Origin of the sequence: Winogradskyella bathintestinalis (genome assembly GCF_030407435.1) — a bacterium.
Classification (GTDB): Bacteria; Bacteroidota; Bacteroidia; order Flavobacteriales; family Flavobacteriaceae; genus Winogradskyella; species Winogradskyella bathintestinalis.
On the sequence record NZ_JASDDK010000001.1, the window covers coordinates 1,136,029 to 1,160,789 of the forward strand.

22 protein-coding genes and 1 tRNA gene are annotated in these 24,761 nt (G+C 34.2%); 12 read left to right on the forward strand and 11 right to left on the reverse strand.

The features are described 5' to 3' along the window. Positions 1-22 precede the first annotated feature (22 nt). The 6 genes from murC (at position 23) to QMA06_RS04755 (ending at position 6,254) form a co-directional block, all read left to right on the forward strand. Positions 23-1,426, forward strand: a complete 1,404-nt coding sequence (gene murC / locus QMA06_RS04730; protein ID WP_290205700.1) for a UDP-N-acetylmuramate--L-alanine ligase — start codon at positions 23-25, stop codon at positions 1,424-1,426. Next, entirely contained in the window at positions 1,419-2,141 is a 723-nt protein-coding gene (locus QMA06_RS04735) for a cell division protein FtsQ/DivIB (protein ID WP_318036590.1), read from the forward strand. The genes murC and QMA06_RS04735 overlap by 8 nt, the downstream gene beginning before the upstream one ends. A gap of 3 nt (positions 2,142-2,144) precedes the next feature. Next, complete coding sequence (ftsA, locus tag QMA06_RS04740; protein ID WP_290205701.1) at positions 2,145-3,476, forward strand: cell division protein FtsA; 1,332 nt, start codon at positions 2,145-2,147, stop codon at positions 3,474-3,476. A 114-nt stretch (positions 3,477-3,590) separates the two neighbouring features. Beyond that, the gene (ftsZ, locus tag QMA06_RS04745) at positions 3,591-5,534 is read left to right on the forward strand and encodes a cell division protein FtsZ (RefSeq protein WP_290205702.1); all 1,944 of its coding nucleotides are present in this window, start codon (positions 3,591-3,593) and stop codon (positions 5,532-5,534) included. Positions 5,535-5,695: 161 nt separating this feature from the next. Beyond that, complete coding sequence (locus QMA06_RS04750; RefSeq protein ID WP_290205703.1) at positions 5,696-6,142, forward strand: GatB/YqeY domain-containing protein; 447 nt, start codon at positions 5,696-5,698, stop codon at positions 6,140-6,142. A gap of 38 nt (positions 6,143-6,180) precedes the next feature. After that, positions 6,181-6,254: transfer RNA gene (locus QMA06_RS04755), tRNA-Arg, on the forward strand. Between the two features lie 342 nt (positions 6,255-6,596). Here the strand turns inward: QMA06_RS04755 and QMA06_RS04760 are convergent. From QMA06_RS04760 to QMA06_RS04780, 5 genes are all read right to left on the reverse strand, one after another. Continuing rightward, positions 6,597-7,301, reverse strand: a complete 705-nt coding sequence (locus QMA06_RS04760) for a TVP38/TMEM64 family protein (protein WP_290205704.1) — start codon at positions 7,299-7,301, stop codon at positions 6,597-6,599. Beyond that, the gene (locus tag QMA06_RS04765; protein ID WP_290205705.1) at positions 7,301-8,179 is read right to left on the reverse strand and encodes an SdiA-regulated domain-containing protein; all 879 of its coding nucleotides are present in this window, start codon (positions 8,177-8,179) and stop codon (positions 7,301-7,303) included. Before QMA06_RS04765 ends, QMA06_RS04760 begins: the two co-directional genes overlap by 1 nt. A gap of 117 nt (positions 8,180-8,296) precedes the next feature. Further along, entirely contained in the window at positions 8,297-8,755 is a 459-nt protein-coding gene (locus tag QMA06_RS04770; protein ID WP_290205706.1) for a PepSY-like domain-containing protein, read from the reverse strand. Positions 8,756-9,007: 252 nt separating this feature from the next. Then, positions 9,008-10,273, reverse strand: coding sequence for a sensor histidine kinase (locus tag QMA06_RS04775; protein ID WP_290205707.1), 1,266 nt, complete (start codon positions 10,271-10,273; stop codon positions 9,008-9,010). After that, complete coding sequence (locus tag QMA06_RS04780; RefSeq protein WP_290205708.1) at positions 10,273-10,944, reverse strand: response regulator transcription factor; 672 nt, start codon at positions 10,942-10,944, stop codon at positions 10,273-10,275. The genes QMA06_RS04775 and QMA06_RS04780 overlap by 1 nt, the downstream gene beginning before the upstream one ends. Before the next feature lie 196 nt (positions 10,945-11,140). Here QMA06_RS04780 and QMA06_RS04785 point away from each other — a divergent pair, with 196 nt between their 5' ends. Beyond that, on the forward strand, positions 11,141-11,581 hold the full coding sequence (locus QMA06_RS04785; protein WP_290205709.1) for a PepSY-like domain-containing protein: 441 nt from the start codon (positions 11,141-11,143) through the stop codon (positions 11,579-11,581). Positions 11,582-11,680: 99 nt separating this feature from the next. Then, a complete protein-coding gene (locus tag QMA06_RS04790) occupies positions 11,681-12,376 on the forward strand; it encodes a DUF2490 domain-containing protein (RefSeq protein WP_290205710.1) in 696 nt (231 codons plus the stop codon). Between the two features lie 6 nt (positions 12,377-12,382). Here QMA06_RS04790 and QMA06_RS04795 read toward each other — a convergent pair whose 3' ends face one another. Both QMA06_RS04795 and QMA06_RS04800 read right to left on the reverse strand, forming a co-directional pair. Continuing rightward, positions 12,383-14,557 carry an FUSC family protein gene (locus tag QMA06_RS04795; RefSeq protein ID WP_290205711.1) on the reverse strand — a complete coding sequence of 725 codons (2,175 nt, stop codon included), beginning with the start codon at positions 14,555-14,557 and terminating at the stop codon, positions 12,383-12,385. Between the two features lie 159 nt (positions 14,558-14,716). Continuing rightward, on the reverse strand, positions 14,717-16,306 hold the full coding sequence (locus QMA06_RS04800) for an FMN-binding glutamate synthase family protein (protein WP_290205712.1): 1,590 nt from the start codon (positions 16,304-16,306) through the stop codon (positions 14,717-14,719). A gap of 283 nt (positions 16,307-16,589) precedes the next feature. Here QMA06_RS04800 and cls point away from each other — a divergent pair, with 283 nt between their 5' ends. From cls to QMA06_RS04820, 4 genes are all read left to right on the forward strand, one after another. Next, a complete protein-coding gene (gene cls / locus QMA06_RS04805; RefSeq protein ID WP_290205713.1) occupies positions 16,590-18,044 on the forward strand; it encodes a cardiolipin synthase in 1,455 nt (484 codons plus the stop codon). Positions 18,045-18,328: 284 nt separating this feature from the next. Then, positions 18,329-19,645 carry a Na+/H+ antiporter NhaA gene (gene nhaA, locus QMA06_RS04810; protein ID WP_290205714.1) on the forward strand — a complete coding sequence of 439 codons (1,317 nt, stop codon included), beginning with the start codon at positions 18,329-18,331 and terminating at the stop codon, positions 19,643-19,645. 80 nt (positions 19,646-19,725) lie between these two features. Next, on the forward strand, positions 19,726-20,607 hold the full coding sequence (locus QMA06_RS04815) for a zinc-dependent peptidase (protein WP_290205715.1): 882 nt from the start codon (positions 19,726-19,728) through the stop codon (positions 20,605-20,607). Between the two features lie 49 nt (positions 20,608-20,656). Continuing rightward, complete coding sequence (locus tag QMA06_RS04820) at positions 20,657-21,601, forward strand: UDP-glucuronic acid decarboxylase family protein (protein WP_290205716.1); 945 nt, start codon at positions 20,657-20,659, stop codon at positions 21,599-21,601. 72 nt (positions 21,602-21,673) lie between these two features. Here QMA06_RS04820 and QMA06_RS04825 read toward each other — a convergent pair whose 3' ends face one another. From QMA06_RS04825 to QMA06_RS04840, 4 genes are all read right to left on the reverse strand, one after another. Then, positions 21,674-22,243, reverse strand: a complete 570-nt coding sequence (locus QMA06_RS04825) for an outer membrane beta-barrel protein (protein ID WP_290205717.1) — start codon at positions 22,241-22,243, stop codon at positions 21,674-21,676. A gap of 85 nt (positions 22,244-22,328) precedes the next feature. Beyond that, complete coding sequence (locus QMA06_RS04830) at positions 22,329-23,396, reverse strand: nucleotidyltransferase family protein (protein WP_290205718.1); 1,068 nt, start codon at positions 23,394-23,396, stop codon at positions 22,329-22,331. Between the two features lie 40 nt (positions 23,397-23,436). Continuing rightward, positions 23,437-24,567, reverse strand: a complete 1,131-nt coding sequence (locus tag QMA06_RS04835; RefSeq protein ID WP_290205719.1) for a hypothetical protein — start codon at positions 24,565-24,567, stop codon at positions 23,437-23,439. 15 nt (positions 24,568-24,582) lie between these two features. After that, a complete protein-coding gene (locus QMA06_RS04840) occupies positions 24,583-24,744 on the reverse strand; it encodes a hypothetical protein (RefSeq protein WP_290205720.1) in 162 nt (53 codons plus the stop codon). Between the last annotated feature and the right edge of the window lie 17 nt (positions 24,745-24,761).

Sequence of the window (24,761 nt, forward strand, 5' to 3'; positions counted from 1 at the left end):
AAGCAGAGAACGCCAAAAATAAATGAGCAGAAATAGAGAACATATAAGCAACAATGAGGAGGTCCTTTCTAATGGGAAGGATTTAGGGTGGGCTTTTTCTTCCGTCTATTTTATCGGCATCGGAGGCATTGGTATGAGTGCTATTGCACGTTATTTTGTGGCCAACGGCAAACAGGTCGCTGGCTATGACAAAACACCAACCGAAATTACAAAATCACTTGAAGGTTTAGGAGTTCAAATCCATTTTAAAGATAATATTCAAAAGGTATCAAAAGAATTTTTAAATTCTGAGCATACGCTAGTGGTATACACTCCAGCTATTCCAAAAAATCATTCCGAATTTAATTATTTTAAGGACAACAACTTTAAAGTACTTAAACGTGCTGTGGTTTTAGGAGAAATCACAAAACAAACCTTTTGTTTAGCGGTAGCAGGAACCCATGGTAAAACTACTACAACTAGTATATTAGGACATTTGCTAAAAGTGTGCAATGTACCTATGACGGCATTTTTGGGTGGTATTAGTGAAAATTATGATTCCAATTTAATATTAAATGGCACTGAAGTAACCGTGGTGGAAGCCGATGAATTTGATCGTTCATTTTTAACCTTATCTCCAGATTTGGCCTGCATCACGTCAATGGATGCTGATCATTTAGATATTTATGGTAATGCTGACGAATTGATTAAAACCTTCAAGGATTTTTCAGAATGTATAGAGCCAAATGGCAAGTTGTTTGTTAGAAACGGATTGCCATTAAAAGGCATCACTTACGGCATTGAAGATGATTCAGATTATAGCGCACAAAACATTTCTATTGAAAATGGTAGTTATATATTCGATATAAAAACACCAGCAGGAATTCATAAAAATTATAAATTTAGTTTACCAGGAAGACATAATTTATCTAACGCTATTAGTGCATTTGCAATGGCAGCAGAATATGGTTGTCCTTATGAGGAACTCGCTAAAGGCTTGGAGTCTTATAAGGGAGTAAAACGCAGATTTACCTATCAAATAAAAGCTGAAGATTTTGTTTTTATAGACGATTACGCACATCATCCTGAAGAAATCAAGGCAGTACATCAAGCGGTTAGAGAAATGTATCCTCACAAAAAAGTGTTGGCTATTTTTCAACCCCACTTATTCAGTAGAACCAAAGATTTTGTGAGTGAATTTGCAGAAACTCTATCAAAATTCGATGAAATATTGTTGTTGGATATTTATCCAGCTCGAGAATTACCCATCGAAGGAGTGACATCCGAATGGTTGTTAGATAAGATTGAAAATTCGAATAAAAAATTAATTCAAAAGTCAGAAATAATCAATGAAATTAAAAACTCTAACGCGCAAATCGTTTTAACTATTGGAGCGGGTGATATTGGAGCTGAAGTTCAACATATAAAAGAAGCGTTTCATGATTAAGGTGAATTATAACTATATCAAAATCATAGGTTTATTTGTTGTAGTGATCTTTTTGTTTGCGTTTTCTAATGAGCGAAATAAAACAAGAATCGTTGGTGAACCGAATATAAAATTTCTAGGAGAAAACAAATTGTTTATAACAGATGTTAATGTTAGTAAATTGTTAATACAAAATCTAGAACCAGTTTCGAAACAGCCTAAAGAAATTATAGATTTGAACAAATTGGAATTTGCCCTGAATTCTAATCCAATGATAAAGCAAGCGGAAGTGTTCATGTCAGTAAATGGAAGGCTTTCGGCTGAAATTGAACAAAAGCGACCTATCGCAAGAGTGCACACAAAAGCATCGTATTATATTGATGATGAAGGAGGATTTATGCCGTTGTCTTATAATTATGCTGCAAGAGTGCCACTCGTTACCGGAAATATTGAGAAAAATAAGCTCGAAACAGTCTTTCAATTTGCAAAAATTGTGGATGAAGATGATTTCTTAAAAAAGCATATTATTGAGATTCGTCAAAACGACGATAATACCATTGATTTTAAAATTCGAAAAAGTGACTTCACAGTTCATGTTGGAACTTTGAATCAACTCGAAAAAAAGTTAAACAATTTTAAGGCGTTTTATCAAAAGGCTTTAAAAGACCAGATTTTAGATAACTATACATTGGTGAATTTAAAATTTGATAAACAAGTTATTTGTACCAAAAAATAAACTATGGACAAACAAAATATTTCGGTAGGTCTAGATATAGGAACCACAAAAATTGTGGCCATGATTGGTCGCAAAAACGAATACGATAAAGTAGAAATCTTAGGTTTGGGTAAAGCCAAAAGTATGGGTGTGCATCGTGGTGTGGTTAATAATATTACCCAAACGATTCAGTCCATTCAGCAAGCAGTTCAAGAAGCTGAAGCTGCAGCATCCGAGAAAATCGAAGATGTCACGGTTGGTATCGCAGGTCAGCATATTCGTAGTTTACAGCATAGCGATTATATTACGCGCCCCAATTCAGATATGGTGATCGATGAAGAAGATATTGATCGCTTAATCAATCAGGTGCATAAATTGGTGATGCTTCCGGGAGAGGAAATTATCCATGTATTGCCACAAGAATTCAAGATTGATGGCCAAGCAGAAATTAAAGAGCCGATTGGAATGTATGGCGGACGATTAGAAGCTAATTTTCATGTTGTCGTCGGTCAGGTGTCTTCTATTAGAAATGTTGGTCGTTGCATTAAAAGTGCCGGATTAACACTCGAAGGAATCACGCTAGAACCGTTGGCTTCCGCAAATGCGGTTTTAAGTCAAGAAGAAAAGGAAGCTGGTGTTGCGCTGATTGATATTGGAGGTGGAACAACCGATTTAGCGGTATTTAAGGATGGTATTATTCGCCATACAGCCGTCATTCCTTTTGGTGGTGGTGTTATTACCGAAGATATCAAAGAAGGCTGTTCTATAATTGAAAAGCAAGCAGAACTGTTAAAAGTGAAATTTGGTTCGGCATGGCCAGGAGAAAATAAAGATAACGAAATTGTATCTATACCAGGGTTAAGAGGAAGAGAGCCAAAAGAAATTACGTTGAAAAATTTGTCTAAAATTATCCACGCCAGAGTCGTGGAAATTATAGAGCAAGTTTACGTAGAAATTAAAAATTACGGACACGAAGAACAAAAGAAAAAGCTGATTGGTGGCATTGTGTTAACAGGCGGTGGAAGTCAGTTAAAACACTTAAAGCAATTAGTAGAATATATTACAGGCATGGATACCAGAATTGGTTATCCTAATGAGCATTTGGCTGGAGATAGCGATGAAGATATTGCAAGTCCGCTGTTTGCTACAGCCGTTGGTCTGGTAATGGATGGCTTAAAGCGTCAAGAACGTAAAAAAGCAGAAGCCATTGAAGAGGAAGAAATAATTGAAAATGAAGCGGAGGAATTATCAGAGCCAGAAATTGAAGTGAGAATAGAAGAAAAAGTAAAAGAGCGGCGTTCGTTTTTAGATAAGTTAACGGAACGCGTAAAGGATTTTTTAGATAATGCAGAATAATAGCAAGTAGAGATAGCTCACAAGCTGTATTTACTGCGAATTATCTGCAGATGCGAAGCGCATAACGATTAAAATCCATAATTAAAAAGAATAAAAATTGAAAATTCATAAATCATGAGTAATAGCAACGAATTTGGAAATATTTCATTTGATTTGCCTAAACATAAATCAAACGTCATCAAAGTAATTGGTGTTGGTGGAGGTGGTAGTAATGCCATCAATCACATGTTTCAGCAAGGCATTAAAGGCGTTGATTTTGTAATCTGTAATACAGATTCACAAGCCCTTCAAAGTAGTGGTGTTCCCAATAAAATACAATTAGGAGTAGCCTTAACCGAAGGTTTAGGGGCGGGAGCAAACCCAGATGTTGGTGAAGAAGCTGCAATAGAAAGTTTAGAAGACATTCGCCGAATGTTAGACACCAATACCAAAATGATCTTCATTACTGCAGGAATGGGTGGTGGAACAGGAACTGGAGCTGCACCAATCATTGCGAAAATGGCGAAAGAGCTCGATATTCTTACGGTCGGAATCGTAACGATGCCATTTCAGTTTGAAGGTAAAATGCGTAATGCGCAAGCCCAACGCGGTATTGAAAAACTACGTTCTCATGTAGATTCATTAGTGGTGATTAACAATAATAAGCTTCGTGAAGTTTACGGAAATCTTGGTTTCAAAGCCGGTTTCTCTAAGGCGGATGAGGTATTATCCACAGCATCTCGAGGGATTGCAGAAGTTATTACGCACCACTACACGCAAAATATTGATTTACGTGATGCTAAGACTGTTTTAAGCAATAGTGGAACGGCGATTATGGGTTCTGCTACGGCTTCTGGTCAGACTAGAGCACAAGAAGCTATTATGAGCGCCTTAGATTCGCCATTACTGAATGATAATAAAATCACGGGAGCTAAAAACGTATTGTTGCTAATCGTTTCTGGATCTCAAGAAATTACTATTGATGAAATTGGAGAAATCAATGATCATATTCAAAATGAAGCAGGTCATGGAGCTAACATAATTATGGGTGTTGGTGAAGATGACGATTTACAAGAATCTATTTCGGTAACAATCATTGCGACGGGTTTTGATTTAGACCAACAGAATGAAATTTCAAATACAGAAACTAAGAAGGTTGTTCATGCTTTAGAGGAAGTACCAGAACCAACCATCAATACGCCTGTTAAAGATCCAGCGATTATCACACCAGATATTGTTTTAGAAGAAAAAAAGGAAGCACCAATTGTGCGCCATACGCTTATTGAAGATGAAGCAGAGCCTATGAAGCCTAAATCTAAAGTTGATGAAAATAAAGGCACCGATTTAATAGCGACGACCGATTTTTTGAAAAACATGAATGTTGTTTACGATGAAGTTCTAGACAAAAAGCCAGAACCTTTAATAAAGCCAGAAGATTTTGTAATTACACCGATTGTCAATAAGGCCGAACCAATTGAAGAAATTCAAGAGGAGCAAATAACGTTCTCATTCGATTTACCGTTAGCAAATAAAAAGCCTGAGCAAGACGTTGAAAAACCAAAAGCAGAAGAAGATAAAATGTTTTTTAGTTTAGAGGAAGATGTTAAAGATATTGATGTAAATCAACCTGTTGAAATTATTTCTGTAACTGAAATAAATGAAAAAGGAGAAAAGCGTTATGCTTTAGATGATTTTGAAACGTTTGAATCTTCGATTAATACTAAAAAGGAAAGAACAGAAGTGAAAGAAGAAGTTGTTTTTGAGAAGAAAACGATATCAAGAGAAGAGCCTGTTGAAGCACCAGATGAAATTGACCCAATGAATAGTCCAATTTCAGAAATGTTGATTGCTCGTGCAGATGAGCGCAGAAGAAAAATGAAAGATTTTAATTATAAGTTTAATGATGCTAATGTAAATGAAATTGAAAAAGTACCTGCTTACAAACGACAAGGAGTAAACCTAGAAGATGCTCAGCACTCTTCTGAAACCAAAGCTTCTAGAATGTCTGTCGGAAAAGATGAGAATGACGACATTCAGTTAAGAAGCAATAATTCATTTTTACACGATAATGTAGATTAATAGCAAGTTTTATTTGTTGTGTTAAACACCATGTCGAGCCCAAAAAGTCACCAATCCTTTTTGGGCTTTTGTATATATTAATTTTAATGTTGGGGTGAATAGTAGTGAAAGTCTTAGGAAACTTTTACTATCTTTGCAATTCTTAAAAATAGAATAGAACTATGGGCTTACAAGCTGAAGTGATGACTGCCATGAAAACAGCAATGAAAGAAAAAGATCAAACGGCTTTAGCTGCTTTGCGTGCTGTAAAATCGGAACTATTATTAGCTAAAACGTCAGGTAGTAGTGAAGATTTAACGGAAGAGGAAGAAATAAAAATCTTATCGAAGTTAGTAAAACAACGTAAAGATAGTGCGGCTATATTTGCAGAACAAAACCGAACAGATTTGGCAGAGCCAGAATTGGCACAAGCAACAATTATTAGTCAGTTTTTACCTGAGCAACTTTCAGAAGAGAAAATTACAGTCGAAATTATGAAAACAATTGCAGCTGTAGGAGCAGAAGGTATGAAGGATATGGGTAAAGTAATGGGATTAGTTAATAAGAAATTAGCAGGACAAGCCGATGGTAAAACGATTTCAAAAATTGTAAAAGCTAAATTGTCTTAAATATAATATTAGTAATATCTGCTTTCTCAGGTATTTATGGCTGCGTAGTTCAACTGGATAGAATATCAGATTTCGGCTCTGAGGGTTGGGGGTTCGAATCCCTTCGCGGTCACGAATAAATTAAAAAGCTGTACGTCAAATCAAGCGCGCTCGAATTTGTAAGTACAGCTTTTTAATTTTCAAAGCGGAGCTTTATGGAATGCGCAACAATTCCATAAAACTACGATGTGTTTTTTTTAATTGATGCGCTAATCACGCTTGAATTTGTAAATACAGCTTTTTAATTTTCAAAGCGGAGCTTTAAGGGATGCGTGACAATTCCTTAAAATTACGATGTGTTTTTTTAAACTATTTTGCAGCGAAGGTCGAGATGAACTTTATACTTCGCACAGCAATCTCATTTTAGTCTGAGTAAATAAAGTGGAGAGAGAAAAATGAGCGAAGTGATGAGAGGCTAATTATTTTTTTTTCGTTTCCGCTTATCCCAATATACATACAGACCAAAAGCAATAAGACAGACAACAGAACCCCAAAGTAAACCAGATTTTAAGCGTTCTGTGCTTTCACCCACAATGGCTATAAATATGGTTAACGGTAAAATGCCGATAAGCGTTGCGCCGATAAATCTCCAATAGCCCATTTTAAGCATACCACCAACAAAGCTGATAGCATCATTAGATAAAAAAGGATTTAATCGTGTTACAATTACAGCCCAAAAGCCATAATGATCAATAAACGATTCTATTTTATCTTCTGTCTTTTGTCCCAATAATTTTAGAACAATATTTTTTCCGAAATAATTACCAATTATATAACCAACAGTGGAGGCTGAGAATACAGCAGCTAAAATAATAAGACTTCCCCAAATAGGACCATAAGCCAAAATAGAAACCACCATGAGCAAGACGGTAGGAATAATAATCAAGAACATCTGCACAATCATAGCTAGAATGAGCACCACAGGACCAAGCCAGCCAAAACCATTAACCCATTCTGAAATGCGCTGTTCGTCATCGCTAGTTAAGACTTGCCACGCATTGTCCATAAATTGCTGAACATCGGTGACTAAAAAGTAACTAGCTACAATACCTGCTAATAAAGCTATTGAAATGTAAACGGGCCATTTGTTCTTAGAAACATTTTGGTTGTTTTTAGTCATTATTTTAGTGTTAATTCAAGAATATTTGCACTTTCACTATCGGCTTCATTAGATATAAACAGACGTCCGTCATCACTGAAGGTTATCCCTTCGGGTTGCGCAAATTTGCGCTTATCTAACTCAAGAATCTTTAGGAGTTTTCCTTTACTATTTAAAATTAAGAGTTTCGGTTTTTTACCTTCTATAACGTAGATATCTTGTGTCTTAGGATGAATAGCAATATCAGAAGGATTAAAGGTCTTTTCAATTTTCTTATGTTTAAAATTTTTAAAAGCCTTATCTTCTAAATTAATATTTATCACAGGTATGCTGTCCATATCTTTCGTAGCCATATCAATATTATAAATACCTTTGATATGTTTGTCACCCAAATCGTCATCTTTAGTTGCGGTGAGAAATCTATTGTTTTGGCTATCGTAAACTAAACTTTCTATATTATTACTTGTTGTAAAAGGCGTTTGAAACTTTGTCACCGAAAGACTATCAGTTTTATAATTTTTTACCTCAAAAAGAAGGCCGTCACTTCGCATTACAAAAGCATCATTATCGTGAATTGCAAGCCCTTCATAATCACCTGAATTGGCAAATTTGATTTTACGAATTATTTTATTTTCGAGTACATTATAAATAAATATGATACCATCTTCATCTTGTATACATGCAAATGTATTATCTGAAAGCCAAGTAACGCCACTAATTTCATTCAACATTACCGGTAATTTGTAAGTGTTTTTAATCTCGTAAAATTTCGAATATTTAGCATCAATTTTTTTGCTTTTATCGACGAGTGCGTTGGTTACAGGAATTTGCAATAACAACAATATAATGCCACAAATAACGGTTATAATAGCTACGCCGTTGGATTTTGATATTTTCATGGGTTAAAATTTATAATTGTTGTGCCTTTAAATTAATATAATAATATAATCATCCCAATATAACTTATTTTACTATGATAAATTGGGATGATATTAAAAATTGTAATTCCAGATTTCCTATGAATCCCAATAGGCAATAGTAGTATTTACCGTGCCATCGGTATTAAATAAAATTTGGTCATCCGTAGGGATATTATCCAATTCAATTTGATAATAATTAGTACCGTCAATAACTAAAATTTCAGCGTCATCGATAGGTCGGTCGTCATATTCATTAATAATTGCAGTTAGAATTTCCTGAGGTACGTCGGTATCTAATATATCATATTTATATTTTACTAAAGTACCATCCATATCGTATAAGGCCTCATAGTCCACATTATTTAAATCGAAATCGACTTCGTATTGGTCATTAAATGTTTCATAATCAACATCTGTGGCTTCTGGGAATTGTGTTTCGAAGGCTAAAGTTACTTCATTGGGTACTTCAGACATAGAAACAGCATCGTCATCATCACTACATGAAGTGAAATTAATTGCTAAAATGGTCATGGCTAAAATTGCTAATTTTTTCATTTTCTTCTTTAAATTTTTGAGTTTAGTATTATTTTAAATTTGATTCAAAAATCATATCAAAATCTGAAAAGAATTGGGAATCTCACAACCACTCATAATTTTTAAGATAGTTTTAACGCTGATCTAGGTGTCATCCAAGTCTTAACACACGTTTTGGAAAAACAAGATGAAAAGCTTCGCTTTAGCCTTAACTCAAATGCTGGTTTATCTTTTTTAAAGTTCAGAAATCAAAATCTAAATTGAAGTTAATTCTTACGGAAAATGAATAGAAAGAATATGAGCATCATTATAGCTATAAGTTAGTTCTAAATTATATTTTGTGGCGATGGCCTTATTTATGGCAAGACCTAAACCGGTAGATTTTTTATTACTACCCACTTTTTTAAATCGTGCAAAAATCTCAGTTTGATCTAATGCGTTGGGTTGACCAATATTAGTAATTGACCACAGTTTACTTTTGGTCTGTATATGAATTACTGAATGAGAATTACCGTGCACAATCGCATTTTTAATAAAATTAGTAAGTAGAACGATAGCCAAGTCTTTATTCATAGTAATCTCTAAATCCGAAGATGTATCGAAATTTACAGATATACTTTTATGAGTAATTAAATCTTCAAAATCCTCCAAAATCTGTGAGGTCAATTGTGAGAAGTGCACCACTTCTTCGGCTAAAAATTGCTTGTTCTCTATTTTAGAAAGCAAAAGCAAGGACCGGTTTAAACGAGTTAAACGGTTTAAATTATCTAAAACAGAAGCTAAAGCTTTAATTTGGTCCTCATTTAAGGAGTTGTTTTCAATAAATAATTCGAGTTTATTAATGCTTATGGCTAACGGGGTTTGTAGCTCGTGTGAAGCATTTTCTATAAAGTGTTTTTGTTCTGTGTAACTATCGCTCGACTTTTTAATCAGTTTTGTAATGGTTTTATTTAATAATATAAATTCATCGATAGAACTTGGTTTGGTTTTGATTTTATTTTCTTTCTCAATTTTAAAATTTTTAAGTTGAGCAATCGAGTAGTAGAAGGGTTTCCATATTTTTTTTAATAAAATATTGTTTAGGATTAAAATGCTAATGACTAACAATACGTACAAAATAATGAGATATTTTACCATGTCAGAAATCAGATCATCCTCCTCAACCATGGACGTAATTATTTTTAATTTATAAAAATTCTGTTCATGTTTTAAGGTGCTTTCAAAAATCCGTACCGGTTCATAATCATCCTCATTGTACATATACATTAAGGTGTCGCGATAACTTTCTTTAAAATTCTCGAAAACGCTTTTTGAGATGGGTCTAAAAGTGTAGGCATGCCCATTAAAATCCGTATTGTTAATAATTGAAGGACTGTGACTGATACGTCTTTGCAATAATATTTTTTGGTTTTCTAAACCATCGTCCAAACTATCATAAATTTCATCGAGCATGGCATAATAAAAAGCAATGGCCCAAAGGGTTATTAAAGGCAAAAGTAATAGGGATAAGTATTTTGTGGTGTGATTGAGAAGTTTCATTAATCGACATTCAATTTATAACCAACACCATAAACCGCTTCGATAGTAATGGTTGATTTGTTTAATTTTTTACGTAAATTTTTAATTTGCGAATAGATAAAATCAAAACTATCGGTTTGGTCTATATGATCGCCCCAAACATGTTCAGCCAAGGCAGATTTTGTAACCAAACGGTTTTTATTGGTAATTAAATACATCAGTATATCGTATTCTTTTCTATTGAGCTCTAATAGTTCATTTTCAATGTTAACTTCGCGGTTTTCAGGATGAATTGTAATATTGCCAATGTCAATTTGGTTATGGCCATCAAAATGTAATCGTCTTAACACCGCTTTTACGCGTGCATTTAATTCTGCATTATGAAATGGTTTAGGCAAATAATCGTCTGCTCCCAAATTAAGACCTTTTAAACGATCGTCCAAAGAATCTTTGGCCGAGACAATGATCACCCCATCACCGTTACCTTGAGATTTTATTTGTTCTAAAAGTTCTAAACCATTCCCGTCTGGTAACGTAATATCGAGTAAAATACAATCATAGTCGTAAACCCCTAATTTTTCGCTAGCCGTTTTAAAATCAGATGCTGTTTCTACCTGATAATGCTCACGTTCTAAGGTTTGTCGCATATTATCCATCATTTGTGGTTCGTCCTCTATGATTAAAATTTTCATGGCTTATGTTACTTTTTTACAACAATATACTATAAAACTATAAACAATTGGGAATTGCCCCTTAGGGTATTTGTTGGTATTCGTTTATAGATTGTAGATTGCTCATTTAACATAGTTTAACTTTCAATAAGGCCATATTCCCGATTCTTTACAGATTCCTGCAGTTAGTTTGTGTCAAATTAATTAAACAAAAATTATGAAAACTTTAAAAATAACAACGTTAGCCATTTTTGCAACAATAGCAATGAATGCACAAGATTTAAAAATGAACGAAGTACCGTCAAATTTAATGACTAACTTCCAAAATACCTATAAAACAGCATCTGATGTAGAATGGGAAAAAGAAGGGATGAATTACAAGGTTGAATTTGACATGAAAAAAGTTGAACACGAAATTTGGTATACAAAGGACGGTAATGTTGTAAAATCTGAAATGGAAGTTACAGAGAGAGATTTACCAGCTGCGATTTCTACAGCAATTAAAAATGATTACGCTGGATATAAAATTGATGGTATTGAAGTTACCGAAATGGAAAATAAAAAAACCTATGAAGTTGAACTTGAAAAAGGTTGGACTAAAGAAATGAAGGTGATTTTTGATGCTAATGGTAAAGTATTGAGTTCTATTGAAGACTAAATTGTGCAACAGTAATAGACACTTTAAAGGTTGGGTGAAAATCCAACCTTTTTTTATGTCCTATAAAATTTATTGAGGTTTCTTAATTATCTTTCAACCATGCGTTATAAAATTTTAATAGTATGCATCGTATTTGTATTGCCAGTGGCAGCTCAAGAAAACTATACGTTATTCTTTGAACCTGAAATAAAGTTAGAATACCGTATCTCCTCCAAATACAGTCACAGTTTTGGAATAGAAAATAGAAATTTTGTTTATAACGACGCCACCTATAACTTTTCTATTAAACATTTAGAGTTCTCCCATACTTCTGAATACGCATTAAACTCTAATCAATCGCTGGCTGTAGGGATACAATACCGTTTTGAGAAAAATTTTAAACCTACGGAAGAAAATGAATTTCGATTTTTACAAGCTTTTGAATGGGGGATTGATAAAACCCTTTTCAGTATGGAACAAAAAATTAGAACTGAGCAACGTTTTTATTCATCAACTTCTAAATATAGATTGCGTTACGAGTTGGGGTTGACCTTTCCTTTAAACCGTTCAAATAGGGCGCTTAATAATGTTGAAAAGAATACCGTCTACATTAAAGCGGAAACAGAAACACTATTTGAAATTGCAAAAACTCAAAAGCCAGAATTAGAACAACGGTTAAGTAGTGTGTTTGGTTGGCAATTTGGATCAAGTACTGGTTTTGAAATTGGGTTGCAATACCGTTTGGCAGATTATACCCAAAATATAGGACACGAATTATTTTTAATTACTGGGGTTGAAATTGAGCTCAAACGCTAGTTTAAATTACGTATTAAATTTGTAAGTTAATTTCAGCATCTTCTCACTCAAACTAAACAGCCAATACAATTGTTCTCGAATTAAATGTGCTTCTTTGCGTCGACGTTCACTATTTATAAGCTGAGTGATATCATTACTTAAGTGGTGGTCAGGAAAAGTAAAATCTGCCGTTTTAAAGGTTGAAGAATTTGGTGAGCCTTCAAAATTCATATGTTTTAATTGGACACAAATTTGGTCTAGATTAGTATTGATTTTATCCGTTATAAATTTAAAGTCTTCAGAAGCTTCCGTTGTCTTATGATTTTGAATATAAGTACTCAAAGACGCTAGGGAGGCTAAAAAACTATGATTAATCACCACAAGTTCATAGATGTCATCTATATAGTTTTGTTTCGATTCGGGTTCTTGCGCCATACGTTGAAAAGCTGAACTTAAATTAGACATCTGTAAAAAAGCTTCTTTTCGGTGTACTTTTAAGCTAGTAGGGACAACCCCTTTTTTCTTGTAATAGCTACTAATTGACTTAAAGAAGGCAGTATTGGCTTTTAGGGCATCTTTCAAGTTATCGCTAATTTCCATATAAGACCAAGCGGGCAATAACCAACGCATGGCTAAAAAAGAAAGTGCAGCCCCTATTAGTGTATCGAGCACCCTAAACTGAATAACCTTGGGGATATCAGGTTCTATTATAGAATATATAAAAATGACACTCAACGTAATAAAAGTTGCCGACGCTTTATAATTCTTCTGCACCATCGAAAAGGCAATGACCAATGATAAGACGCCTAATGCTCCATACACATAAGGATTACTTATTAAAAATACCAAACCGGTGGCAATTACCGCTCCTATAAGTGTTCCAATAATTCGATCTTTAGACCTCGTTTTGGTAAGTCCATAACTGGGTCGCATAATCACAATTATGGTGAGAATAATCCAATAGGGATTTTGAAAATCGAAAAATAGCCCAATGCCATATCCCAACATAACAATTATGGCTAAGCGTAATGAGTGCTTAAAAATTGTAGATCTAAAACTGAGATTTCTAAAAATTAATTTCGGATTGTAATCTTGAGAATTAATAAAACGTTTTAGCTTGTCTTTAGTTATAATTTGAGACGTAGCGATATCTGGATTACCCAATAACCATTTAATTTTCTTTAATTTTTCAAACTGTTTTTTCTGATAATCCAATAAGTTTTGAAGCATAAGATAGCGCTCGTAATCTTCAGAATGATTTTCATTTTTGAATTTTAATAGGTCAGTTTCGAGTGTTTCAAAAATTTTAGACAGCGTTTTGTTATTCGGAAAATGTTTGGGTTTATTTAAATTCTGAGCAATAACACGTAGTTGATAGGAAAATTCGGAAATCAGTTTTTGAAAATCCGTTTTAAACTCCGGATGCGCTTCAAAGAGCTTATCCATTTTATTATAATTTACTGGATTTGCAATCGCCGTTTCCATAAGTTCAATTAATTGAACAAAAACTAATAAACGTTTATTGTGGTAAGTAGATTTACCTGAACTTTTACGAGAGGAAATAAAAATTTCACGTAAGGTTTGATGATGCTCGGTCAGTTCACTTTGCAAAACCATGAGTTGCGTTTGTAGAGATGCCCTATGGGGTTGTTCGCCAATGAGCTGGCGTCGGAGATCTAAAAAATCTGCGGTAAGAGCAAAGGTTTCGTTTAGAGTTTCTTCAGTTTGTGCTTTCGGATTAATGTAGTACCATAAGGTCGATAACAATAAATACCATAAGCTACCAACGCCAACTAGCAACGCATATTGATAGATTTCTAAATTTTCTAAGATGTGTGCAAAACTAAGAACCAAAGCCAATAACCCTGAAAAACTAATGAGTGAAGCTCTAAATCCATATATAGAAATAAAGGCAATGCTAAACGTTAGAATTCCCAGAATAGGGAAAAGGAGATAATTTACAATATCGAGATAGCCGCCAATAAAACTAATAACTACCACTAAAAGTCCGGAGAATAAAATTCCTATCTGTTTGTGTTTTAGACTACCGCTAACATCACTCGGTGAACACCAAAACGCGCCAAAACATAGGGCCAGTCCTATTTCTAATTGGTCGGTTGCAATGCCCAGAATAATAGGTATGGTTACAGCAACACCGATTAAAACAGCTTTTGAAAAACTGGTGCTTTTAAAGAATTCCAATAATTCTTTGACGTGTTTTGAGATAAACTTTAAAATGGAATTTATAGATTTAAGATTGTATACAAAGATACAACTTGAAAAAAATCTTTACTTTAGGTTGTGCATAAAATGATTGGGGCAATAAAACCAATTATTTAAATTGAGTATAGTAGTACTTTATCATTTCATTAGCCGAGTCATTTGAAAATATTTCTTATAAGATTCAGGAATGGTGTCAATATTTAGCAGAACGCCTTCTTTGATAGGAGGATAGATATCTTGATAGGTTTGCACATCAAATAATCCTACGCGTTTACTGATGAGTGCTCTAGTAATTTCGCTCGGATGGTTTAGGCCTGCTGCAGCTAAAAGTTCTAAAAGGCTTTTAATGGTAGCTTCGTGATAGCGATAGGCTCTAGGAGCTTTATCTTCAACAACTAAACCTTTGACTAAAGAAGGGTTTTGGGTAGCCACGCCTACAGGACAAGTATTGGTGTTACACTGTAGTGCTTGTATACAACCTATAGAAAGCATCATGGCGCGTGCGCTATTGCAACCGTCGGCGCCTAGTGCTAAAGCTCTTGCCATATGAAATCCTGTAATTATTTTTCCGGCAACAATCACCTTAATATCTTTTCGAAGTCCAAAACCAACTAATGTATCATTTACAAAAACTAAACCTTCACGTAAAGGCATGCCTATGGAATTAGAAAACTCTACAGGTGCTGCACCAGTACCACCTTCACCACCATCAACAGAAATAAAGTCGGGTTGGATTCCTGTAAAAATCATGGCCTCACAAAAATCCATGAATTCTTGTTTTCTCCCTAGACAAAGTTTAAAACCAACAGGTTTCCCACCAGAAAGGTCTCTAAGTTTTTTAATAAAATGCATAAACTGAATAGGATCTGAAAAGGCAGAATGCGAAGGTGGAGAATGTACTGCAATCCCTGGTTTAATGTGTCTTATTTTTGCAATTTCTTCTGTGTTTTTTGAGGCGGGTAAAATACCTCCATGACCAGGTTTTGCTCCTTGAGATAGCTTAATTTCAATCATTTTTACCTCTGGCCTTAGCGCATTTTTCTTAAAAGTTTCTGCGTTAAAGGTGCCGTCATCATTTCGGCATCCAAAATAACCAGTACCCACTTGCCATATCAAATCTCCGCCATGTTTTAAATGATAATCACTAATACCGCCTTCTCCAGTATTATGGGCAAAGTTCCCCATTTTAGCGCCTTTGTTTAAAGCCAATACCGCATTGTCACTTAAGGATCCGAAACTCATAGCAGAAATATTTAGTAAACTAGACGAGTACGGTTGTTTACAATCTTTGCCGCCAATGATTAAACGCGGAAAATCGCTGATATGTTTTGGGTTGTGCTTGGCATACATGGAGTGTTCCATCCACTCGTAACCCGAGCGATAAAGATCCATTTGTGTACCAAAGGGTTCAGTATCATTAACTCCTTTAGCGCGTTGATAAATTAATGATCTCAATATGCGGTTTAACGGTCTACCTTGAGTATCAGTTTCAACAAAGTATTGCATAATTTCTGGTCGAATAGACTCCAACACATATCTAAAACGACCAATAAGCGGGAAGTTTCTTCTAATGGCATGGGACTTTTGGATAATATCGAATACGCCCATAATAATTAAAGGGCCAACTAATAAAAACGCCCATAAAAACGGTTGCCAAATCAACGAAATTCCGATAATGGCTAAAATGACAATTATAGAGATAATAATAAACTGCTCACGTACTTTCATAGTGTAATTGGTTTCTTAAATGTAATACGTAGCAAATTTAATGAATAAGATGGGACTATAACATAATTCTATATTTTACTAGTGGTAATCGGCATTAATTTGGTTAAGTCTTTAATTACAATCTAGTTACTAGGATGGGCTTCCATCATTTTAATTAGCGATAAACATAATCGAGATATTAAAAATAGAACCAGCTCAAAAAAAAAGTTACGATGAGCGGCATCGAAATAGGGGTTTTAAGGATAAAAATCTTATTTTAACGAAGCATGATTTACATTATATAATGAATTGGATTCTTCTTATACAAATTGCCTATATTCTTTTAGTGACCTTAATCTGTTTCAGAGTGTTGTACGACACAAGAAGCAGTACCAAGGCATTAGCCTATATTTTATTCATTGTGTTTGTGCCGTTTGTTGGCATGATTTTTTACTTTTCATTTGGTATTAATTATCGAAAACGAAAATTATATACTAAAAAGTTGTTTCTAGACGAACCGCTACGGATACGCATTAGCGATAAAATGAAGATCTATTCGGAAGCCATTCAAAATTCAGGACTAGTTGGTGAGAAACATAAAACCCTAATTGAATATATTCGGCGCTCTGGTAGTAGTCCACTTACGGCAAATAACGATGTGAAATTATTTATCAATGGCGAAGAAAAGTTTCCAGAACTCTTGAAGGCTTTAGAAAGTGCTACATCTCATATTCATCTTGAATATTATATTTATGAAAATGATTTCACCGGAAATCAAGTGGCGGATCTATTAATTAAAAAAGCTAAAGAAGGTGTAGAAGTACGATTTATGTACGACGATTTTGGAAGTCACGGACTAGGCAAAACATTTATTAAAAAACTAAATGATGCCGGTGTTCAGACGGCGCCTTTTTATAAAATAAAATGGTATGCCTTTGCCAACCGCCTCAATTATAGAAACCATAGAAAAATTATAGTTATCGATGGTACTATTGGTTTTGTTGGTGGAATTAATATGAGTGATAAATACCGGAACGATTTAGAAAAAGAAGCGCATGTATATTGGAGGGATACGCACGTAATGATTAATGGTCAGGCGACGGCTTACCTGCAATATTTGTTTCTGTGCGATTGGAATTTTAGTAGTGCTATTAATTTTGAGTATTCTGAAATTTACTTTCCAGATTATACGGCACAAGACACTATAGAAAATGAATTAGTGCAAATCGCGGCTTCAGGTCCAGACAGTATGCAGCCCGTTATTCTGTATTCATTATTAGAGTCGATTAGTGCTGCGCAAAAAAGCATTTATATAACAAGTCCTTATTTTATTCCTGGTGAAAGTTTAATGGATGCGTTAATTATTGCCATACAGAGTGGGTTGGATGTAAAAATTATAGTTCCAGGCATTTCAGATTCTAGAACTGTTAATGCTGCTGCTAGTTCATATTACACAGAGTTATTACAGTATGGAGCCAAAATATACCAATATAATAAAGGCTTTGTACACGCCAAAACGATGGTAATTGATGATGATTTAGCGATAATAGGATCCGCCAATATGGATTACCGAAGTTTTGATCTTAATTTTGAAGTAAATGCTATGGTTTACAGTAAGAAAATGGCGGCTCAACTTACCGAGGCCTTTCTAAAAGATATAGAAGTGTCCCAACAAATAGATGCTGAGGTTTGGTTAAAGAGGCCGAAATATAGCCATCTTTGGGAAAAATCAGTGAAGTTATTGTCACCTTTTCTATAGTGTCCATTAGTGTTTAAAACTATATTAAGACTATTACTTTAATTTCAAATGATGATGGGGCGATTATAAACCAATTATTTTTAAGACAATTTTCTTACTTTGTAAATAATACATGAATTTCAATAGAGCGTCAACAATCGATTTGCTATTAATTTTTAAATGTTAAACAAAATGTACTGATTGTATTTTCAACAAAAAATCTTTAAAATGTCAAAAAAAATAGGGATCATCTATTGAAGTCTTATCTTTGAAATTTAACATTGCTTAGCTAAAACCCAACCGTTATGATTAAAAGAGTATTTCTCACCCCATTTCAGAAGTTCGTAAAAATTGAAAGTTTTAGTGGTATCCTTCTAATGTTTGCTACAATTGTGGCTCTTGTTTGGGCAAATTCGCCATTCGGTGATATCTATAGAGAAATTTGGCAGTACGACATTGGAATTGTTACGGAAACCTTTGAATTCAAAAAACCTTTGATTCTTTGGATTAATGATGGGTTAATGGCTATATTTTTCTTCCTAATTGGCTTAGAAATAAAACGAGAATTGTTAATAGGCGAACTCAATACACCTAAAAAAATCGCATTTCCGTTAGTTGGTGCTATTGGCGGTATGTTAGTACCTGTAGCGTTCTTTTTAGTATTGAATCAAAATCCAGATACTTTAAAAGGTTGGGGCATTCCTATGGCAACGGATATTGCATTTTCATTAGCCATTTTAAACGTTTTAGGTAAACGTGTACCCTTAAGCCTTAAAGTGTTTTTAACCGCTTTTGCGATTGTTGATGATATAGGTGCGGTATTGGTTATAGCCATATTTTATAGTGGCACAATTAATTTGACGTTACTTTTGATTGCGGTAGTAATGTTGGCCGTGTTATATTTCTTCTCATTCCGAGGGTACTATTCTAGGTTTGTAATGTTTTTCTTCGGAATAATTATTTGGTTCCTATTTTTAAAAGCAGGTATACATCCCACTGTGGCTGGAATTTTGTTAGCATTCTCTGTGCCCATTAGACAAAAAATAGATACGTCTACTTTTCTAGAACAATTAGAAATTGTATATAACGATATAAAACAGGCTAGTATTTTACAAAAGCCTATTTTGTCTTCAGAACAAATTCAACATATTGATGATTTGGAAGATTGGTCGTCTAAATTTCAATCTCCATTGCAACATTTAGAGCACAATTTACACGGTTGGGTGGCTTACTTTATTATTCCAATTTTTGCATTGGCCAATGCGGGTGTGTTTATAAGTGGTGCTGAGCATTTAGATACCGCATTAGTCACTAATATTGTCATTTGTTTAATTTTAGGAAAAGGTATTGGGATTACGTCACTCGTTATGCTTGCTAAGCAAATTAAACTCATAGAGATACCAAGCGATATTAGTTTCAAACAGATTTTGGGAGTGGCATTTTTAGCGGGTATTGGCTTTACAATGGCCATTTTTATTGCGAGTTTAGCGTTCGCGTCTACGCCAGAGTATATCGATTCGGCTAAAATAGGTATTCTTATAGGGTCGTTTATTTCTGCTATTATTGGTTATACTATATTACGTTTGGATTCTACTAAAACAGACAACATATCAACATCTTAAATTCATGATTCATAAACTTTTATCCTAGAATTAGACTTGCTTTTTTTTTAATACTGGAATTAATGCTCAAGATATAAATAATGAATTTACCTACGACTATTATTTACGTATGTCAAACCGAGCAGGACAAAATGGAATCGGAATTGATTTCTAATTACATCATTCCCATTGGTGTCGTACTTATTGGGTTTTTTATCTTGTACCGATTGATTCGTATTTTTCAATTGTCGTATGCGTCTCGTAATAGTAGACCATTAATTGTTCACCGTTATTTCAAATTGAAAAAACTCAATGCCGCACAACGTTCTATATTAAAAAATGAACATGCATTTTATAAGAAACTGAACAGTAAGCAACAACATCAGTTTGAGCATAGAGTAGCTAATTTTATGCATAGCACTAAATTTTTAGGTAAGCAAGACCTTATTATTACAACGCAAATGAAGGTTTTAATTGCAGCAACAGCAGTGATGTTAACCTTTGGTTTTAGAAAGTATCTCTTAGACCTAATTAAAATTGTGATAGTGTATCCTGAACATTATTATTCAGAAATAAACGAAGTGTACCATAAAGGAGAAACAAATCCGCAGCTCAAAGCCATTGTGTTTTCTTGGAAAGACTTTAAACAAGGTTACGAGATAGATAATGACAATCTTAATCTGGGTATCCATGAATTTGGTCATGCTATACATCTCAATGCAGCGATAAGTAATGACATAAGCAGTACCATATTTAATCAGGGATTTAGTAACTTAATGTCATTTTTACAGAATCACCAAACGGTTAGGGAAGACTTAATTGCCTCTAAATATTTCAGAACCTATGCCTATACCAACCATTTCGAATTTTTCGCCGTCTTATTAGAAAATTTCATAGAGACGCCTGCAGAGTTTAAAATGCAATTTCCACAACTCTATAAATATATGCGACAGATGTTAAATTTTAAATTTGCAGGTTACTAGTCACTAGTTAAAATAAACCTTATTTTTAAACCTTAGAAAAAGTAAATACATGAAAAGAATATTGGTAACTGGAGGTGCAGGGTTTGTAGGGTCACACCTTTGTGACCGCTTGTTAAATGAAGGCAATGAAGTGATTTGTTTAGATAATTACTTCACCGGTTCTAAAAAGAATATAGAGCATTTAATGGATCATCATTATTTTGAATTGGTGCGTCACGATATCACCAATCCTTATATGGTTGAGGTCGATGAAATCTATAATTTAGCCTGTCCGGCATCACCTATTCACTACCAACATAACCCTATAAAAACGGTTAAAACGTCCGTAATGGGAGCTATCAATATGTTGGGTTTAGCAAAACGTGTCGGTGCCAAAATATTACAGGCTTCTACTAGCGAAGTGTATGGAGACCCAACGGTTCATCCACAACCAGAAAGTTACTGGGGGAACGTCAACCCTATTGGATTGCGATCTTGTTATGACGAAGGTAAGCGCTGCGCAGAAACGTTGTTTATGGATTACCATAACCAGAATAATGTTAAGATTAAAATCATTCGAATATTTAATACCTATGGACCTAGAATGCATCCTCAAGATGGACGTGTAGTGTCAAATTTTATTATGCAAGCCCTACAAGGAGATGATATCACTATTTTTGGAGATGGTACACAAACAAGAAGTTTTCAGTATGTAGATGATTTAATAGAGGGCACGCACAGAATGATGCATAGTAACGATAGTTTTATTGGTCCCGTTAATATAGGAAACCCTATAGAATTTACCATGCTAGATCTGGCTAAAGAGGTGATAGACCTAATTGGGTCTAAATCAAAAATAACATTTCTTCCATTGCCAGAGGACGACCCCTTGCAGCGCCAACCAGATATCAGTTTAGCCAAAAAAGAATTAGGAGGTTGGGAGCCAAAAATTCAGTTGAAAGAAGGACTGAGACACACCATTAATTACTTCGATAATTTGTTAAAAGAGAACTAGTTTATTATTTATTATTCCAAAAAAAAAGGTTCACAATTAAATTGTGAACCTTTTATATTTTAGAGCGTGTAATTACAATTTAAAAACAGCTTGTAAATGGTATTGGTAATGGTTATTATCAAAACCACTATCTGGATGGTCAAACGCAAATTTACCAGTAAGTTGACCTTTTAAACCAAAAGTTTGTGCGCTGTTTAACCACACTAATAAGCCACCGCCAAGATTGGCAGAAATATTGGTTTCGTCAATGTGATAAAAACCAACACCCGCACTAGCATAAAAATCAAGCCAATGTAAATTTCTTCCAAAAATGTACTCACCAAGATAATATTTTACGTTGGTATCTAAAGAAATATAATTGTAATCTTGATCTAAATTAACACCGTCAATTTTATTTGATTCATTAAAACCATTAAACGTAATAGATTGCTCTATTGAGAATTGTTCATTCCAATTGTATTCTACAGCAGCGCTAATTGGAAATTCAAAAGCCCATTCATCAGGATGATAAATTGGGGATTGAGATCCTAAACTATTAATAGCGTTAACACCAATGTTTAAATACCAATCCTTCGCCTCGCGTTGGGCAAACGAAGATAAGCTAAACGATACTAATAGTACTATTAAAATTAATCTTTTCATGCTAAAATAATTTTGCTCAAAGTTAAACTTTACTGACTATAAAACAAATAATGAAGTAAAGTTTTATAATAATAATCAAAAAAAATTAAAAGAAGTTAATATTTTGTCGAAAATGTGCCAAAATTCTGTGCCGATCCCTAATAATCGCCTTGCGGTAGGCGCTATTGGAAATAAAAAGCCAACCACGCTTTAGTAATATGGGTATTAAATGACCAAGGTTTAATAGATAGTTCCAACATTTATAAAACCGAATATGTTGTAATTTAAATAAATAGAAATGATTAAAAATGTTGGGCTTTATATGGGTTGCAGTAGTAATATCTTTAAAAAATAGTCCTGTATATCTAAAGAAATTTTTTATAATAGGAAGGGCATACCAGGGTTTCGATCCCGAATAGTTTTGTAGAAGGACTATGGCATCGTAAGCAGGTCTAAAACTAATACTATTATAAAGTGCCCCTTGATCGTTAATTTGAAAATTCAGTATAGTATGCATCAAAAGATGCTCTTGAGACGGAATATTTGTGGTGTTATGCTGCCGTTTATCTCTTAAAATATTATTGAGATTGTCGTAATTATAGTTCACAAATAACTTGCTATGCACTTCAACAGCGGCAATTCTAGTAGAGGACACTTCGGTTTCTAATCGTGGCAAGTGTTTGTGTTCAAAAAACTGGTGACCCAAGGTTTGTTGGTAAGGGATATACCCATTGTCACATAATAATGTGTAGGCCTCATTTATTTGTTGTGCATTTACAATAAGATCTATATCACCAAGCATACGCTCGGCCAAATCATTAAAACAACCTGAAAGTAATAGGGCCGTTCCTTTAAGAAAGACGTGCTCAATCTTATGAGCATTGAGAAGTTGTGAAATGGCTTGTGTTTGGATTAATATAATTTCATTTCTTTTACGATTTTCATCAGTCACATATTCCAAATAGCTAATTAAGTCTTCAGGCAGTACATGTAAGAGCTGTTTGGCTTTTAGCCGACAGTAAATAGCTGGTATTACAAAATGTTTGCTTCCTTCTTGTACAATATCGTCCCAATCAAAAGAGGGATCACTAAGTGTTTGTTCTAATTGAGAAGCCGAAACTTCAAAACTTAAGATATCTGCAATATGTTGATAGGTGATAGCGAAGTTATTCATAAGACACGCAATGAGCTACTAATATAAACTATTATAGTCTTTATTTTAGTTGTTGAAATAATTCCGAAATTTCATCAGTGACACTTTCAGTATCGCTATAAGTTAATTTGTGAAATTGTAATGCTGAGAGCCAATCTAAAAATTGTTGTGCGTGCTCTGGATCGGGTGATAACCAAGAATCTGGAATTATAGTTTCTAAAATAGTTTTAACGGATAAGTGTTCTAATTGTGTTGCAGCGTTGGGTTGATAGTCCACTAATATAATAGCTTTGCAAGGGTAATGGTCTTCTTTAGGCTTTAAAGAAGGGATGTATTTTAATTTTCCTTTAGATTTATTAAATTCTACTATAGGTAACTTGTCAAAATTAGAGACTAAGGGTTGAAGCAAGTTAAAGGCCCCTGCTTTTATAGAAATTGCCGATGGGTTGTAATAAATATGTTGGTCTTCAGCGAGCAATGGTGACACATCATCTGCTAGTAAATGAAACGTATTGGTGGTTAATAAAGCACTTAATGTACTTTTACCTCGTCCAGATTCACCTACAAAAATAAGCGACGTGTTACCGTCGGTAATAGTAGAGCCATGCAAAGTACCAATCCAATCGTGTTCCTCCTTGCCATGTATAGTGCAAAGCAAATGCATTATAAACTTACCTTGAATATGATGGTAATTATATTTAGAAACTTGAGAAATGAGTTTTTGGTCTTTAAACAAGAAGAGATCATCATTATTTAAATAGACATCAAAAGTAGCTAAGGTTGTATTAGAATGAGTATTAATACAAAAATGAGCTAATGCTGGGTGAATGGTTTTTAAAACCAATTCGGAATCGTAATTGATCTCAATAGTTTTACCACCAAAACTATAAGTCTTTGTAATATGTCTAAAAGAAGTGTCTAAAGCGGTTGACGGAAATTCGGTTGGATTGTAAGGTTTGTTGCAGTCGCTTAAATAGTTGAAAAGTGAATCGATAATGCCATTACATTCGGAAACTGTGAAGGTATCAGATATAGTATTTAAAAAATCGCTTTTCGTTGCTGAGTGCAGATAGGCTTCTAGAAGTAAATTGAATTCGTGGTCTATAATACTATAACTATTAGATACAGCATACCACAATGCCCAATAGTCACCAATCCGATGTTTATAAGTAGGTGCTAGGTTATTATACAAAATTAAAATAGAAAATTAACTAAAAGGGTCCCCTCCTGGACTTGGTGGTGATGATGTCTGTGCTTTAAGAGGATTTAAAATCACAAAGGTCCCTACCGCAGTCATTGCAGCATACTTACCCATTTTTTGAATAGCTTCTTTACGAGTGATTTTATCTGTATGGTTTTCTTTCTTCATGGCTTTTGCCCTATATT

What these genes read in the sequence shown, in the direction of transcription:
- murC (WP_290205700.1), top strand. Translation starts at nt 23, where the DNA reads ATGAGCAGAAATAGAGAACATATAAGCAACAATGAGGAGGTCCTTTCT.
- QMA06_RS04735 (WP_318036590.1), top strand. Translation starts at nt 1,419, where the DNA reads ATGATTAAGGTGAATTATAACTATATCAAAATCATAGGTTTATTTGTT.
- ftsA (WP_290205701.1), top strand. Translation starts at nt 2,145, where the DNA reads ATGGACAAACAAAATATTTCGGTAGGTCTAGATATAGGAACCACAAAA.
- ftsZ (WP_290205702.1), top strand. Translation starts at nt 3,591, where the DNA reads ATGAGTAATAGCAACGAATTTGGAAATATTTCATTTGATTTGCCTAAA.
- QMA06_RS04750 (WP_290205703.1), top strand. Translation starts at nt 5,696, where the DNA reads ATGGGCTTACAAGCTGAAGTGATGACTGCCATGAAAACAGCAATGAAA.
- QMA06_RS04760 (WP_290205704.1), bottom strand. Translation starts at nt 7,301, where the DNA reads ATGACTAAAAACAACCAAAATGTTTCTAAGAACAAATGGCCCGTTTAC.
- QMA06_RS04765 (WP_290205705.1), bottom strand. Translation starts at nt 8,179, where the DNA reads ATGAAAATATCAAAATCCAACGGCGTAGCTATTATAACCGTTATTTGT.
- QMA06_RS04770 (WP_290205706.1), bottom strand. Translation starts at nt 8,755, where the DNA reads ATGAAAAAATTAGCAATTTTAGCCATGACCATTTTAGCAATTAATTTC.
- QMA06_RS04775 (WP_290205707.1), bottom strand. Translation starts at nt 10,273, where the DNA reads ATGAAACTTCTCAATCACACCACAAAATACTTATCCCTATTACTTTTG.
- QMA06_RS04780 (WP_290205708.1), bottom strand. Translation starts at nt 10,944, where the DNA reads ATGAAAATTTTAATCATAGAGGACGAACCACAAATGATGGATAATATG.
- QMA06_RS04785 (WP_290205709.1), top strand. Translation starts at nt 11,141, where the DNA reads ATGAAAACTTTAAAAATAACAACGTTAGCCATTTTTGCAACAATAGCA.
- QMA06_RS04790 (WP_290205710.1), top strand. Translation starts at nt 11,681, where the DNA reads ATGCGTTATAAAATTTTAATAGTATGCATCGTATTTGTATTGCCAGTG.
- QMA06_RS04800 (WP_290205712.1), bottom strand. Translation starts at nt 16,306, where the DNA reads ATGAAAGTACGTGAGCAGTTTATTATTATCTCTATAATTGTCATTTTA.
- cls (WP_290205713.1), top strand. Translation starts at nt 16,590, where the DNA reads ATGAATTGGATTCTTCTTATACAAATTGCCTATATTCTTTTAGTGACC.
- nhaA (WP_290205714.1), top strand. Translation starts at nt 18,329, where the DNA reads ATGATTAAAAGAGTATTTCTCACCCCATTTCAGAAGTTCGTAAAAATT.
- QMA06_RS04815 (WP_290205715.1), top strand. Translation starts at nt 19,726, where the DNA reads ATGAATTTACCTACGACTATTATTTACGTATGTCAAACCGAGCAGGAC.
- QMA06_RS04820 (WP_290205716.1), top strand. Translation starts at nt 20,657, where the DNA reads ATGAAAAGAATATTGGTAACTGGAGGTGCAGGGTTTGTAGGGTCACAC.
- QMA06_RS04825 (WP_290205717.1), bottom strand. Translation starts at nt 22,243, where the DNA reads ATGAAAAGATTAATTTTAATAGTACTATTAGTATCGTTTAGCTTATCT.
- QMA06_RS04830 (WP_290205718.1), bottom strand. Translation starts at nt 23,396, where the DNA reads ATGAATAACTTCGCTATCACCTATCAACATATTGCAGATATCTTAAGT.
- QMA06_RS04840 (WP_290205720.1), bottom strand. Translation starts at nt 24,744, where the DNA reads ATGAAGAAAGAAAACCATACAGATAAAATCACTCGTAAAGAAGCTATT.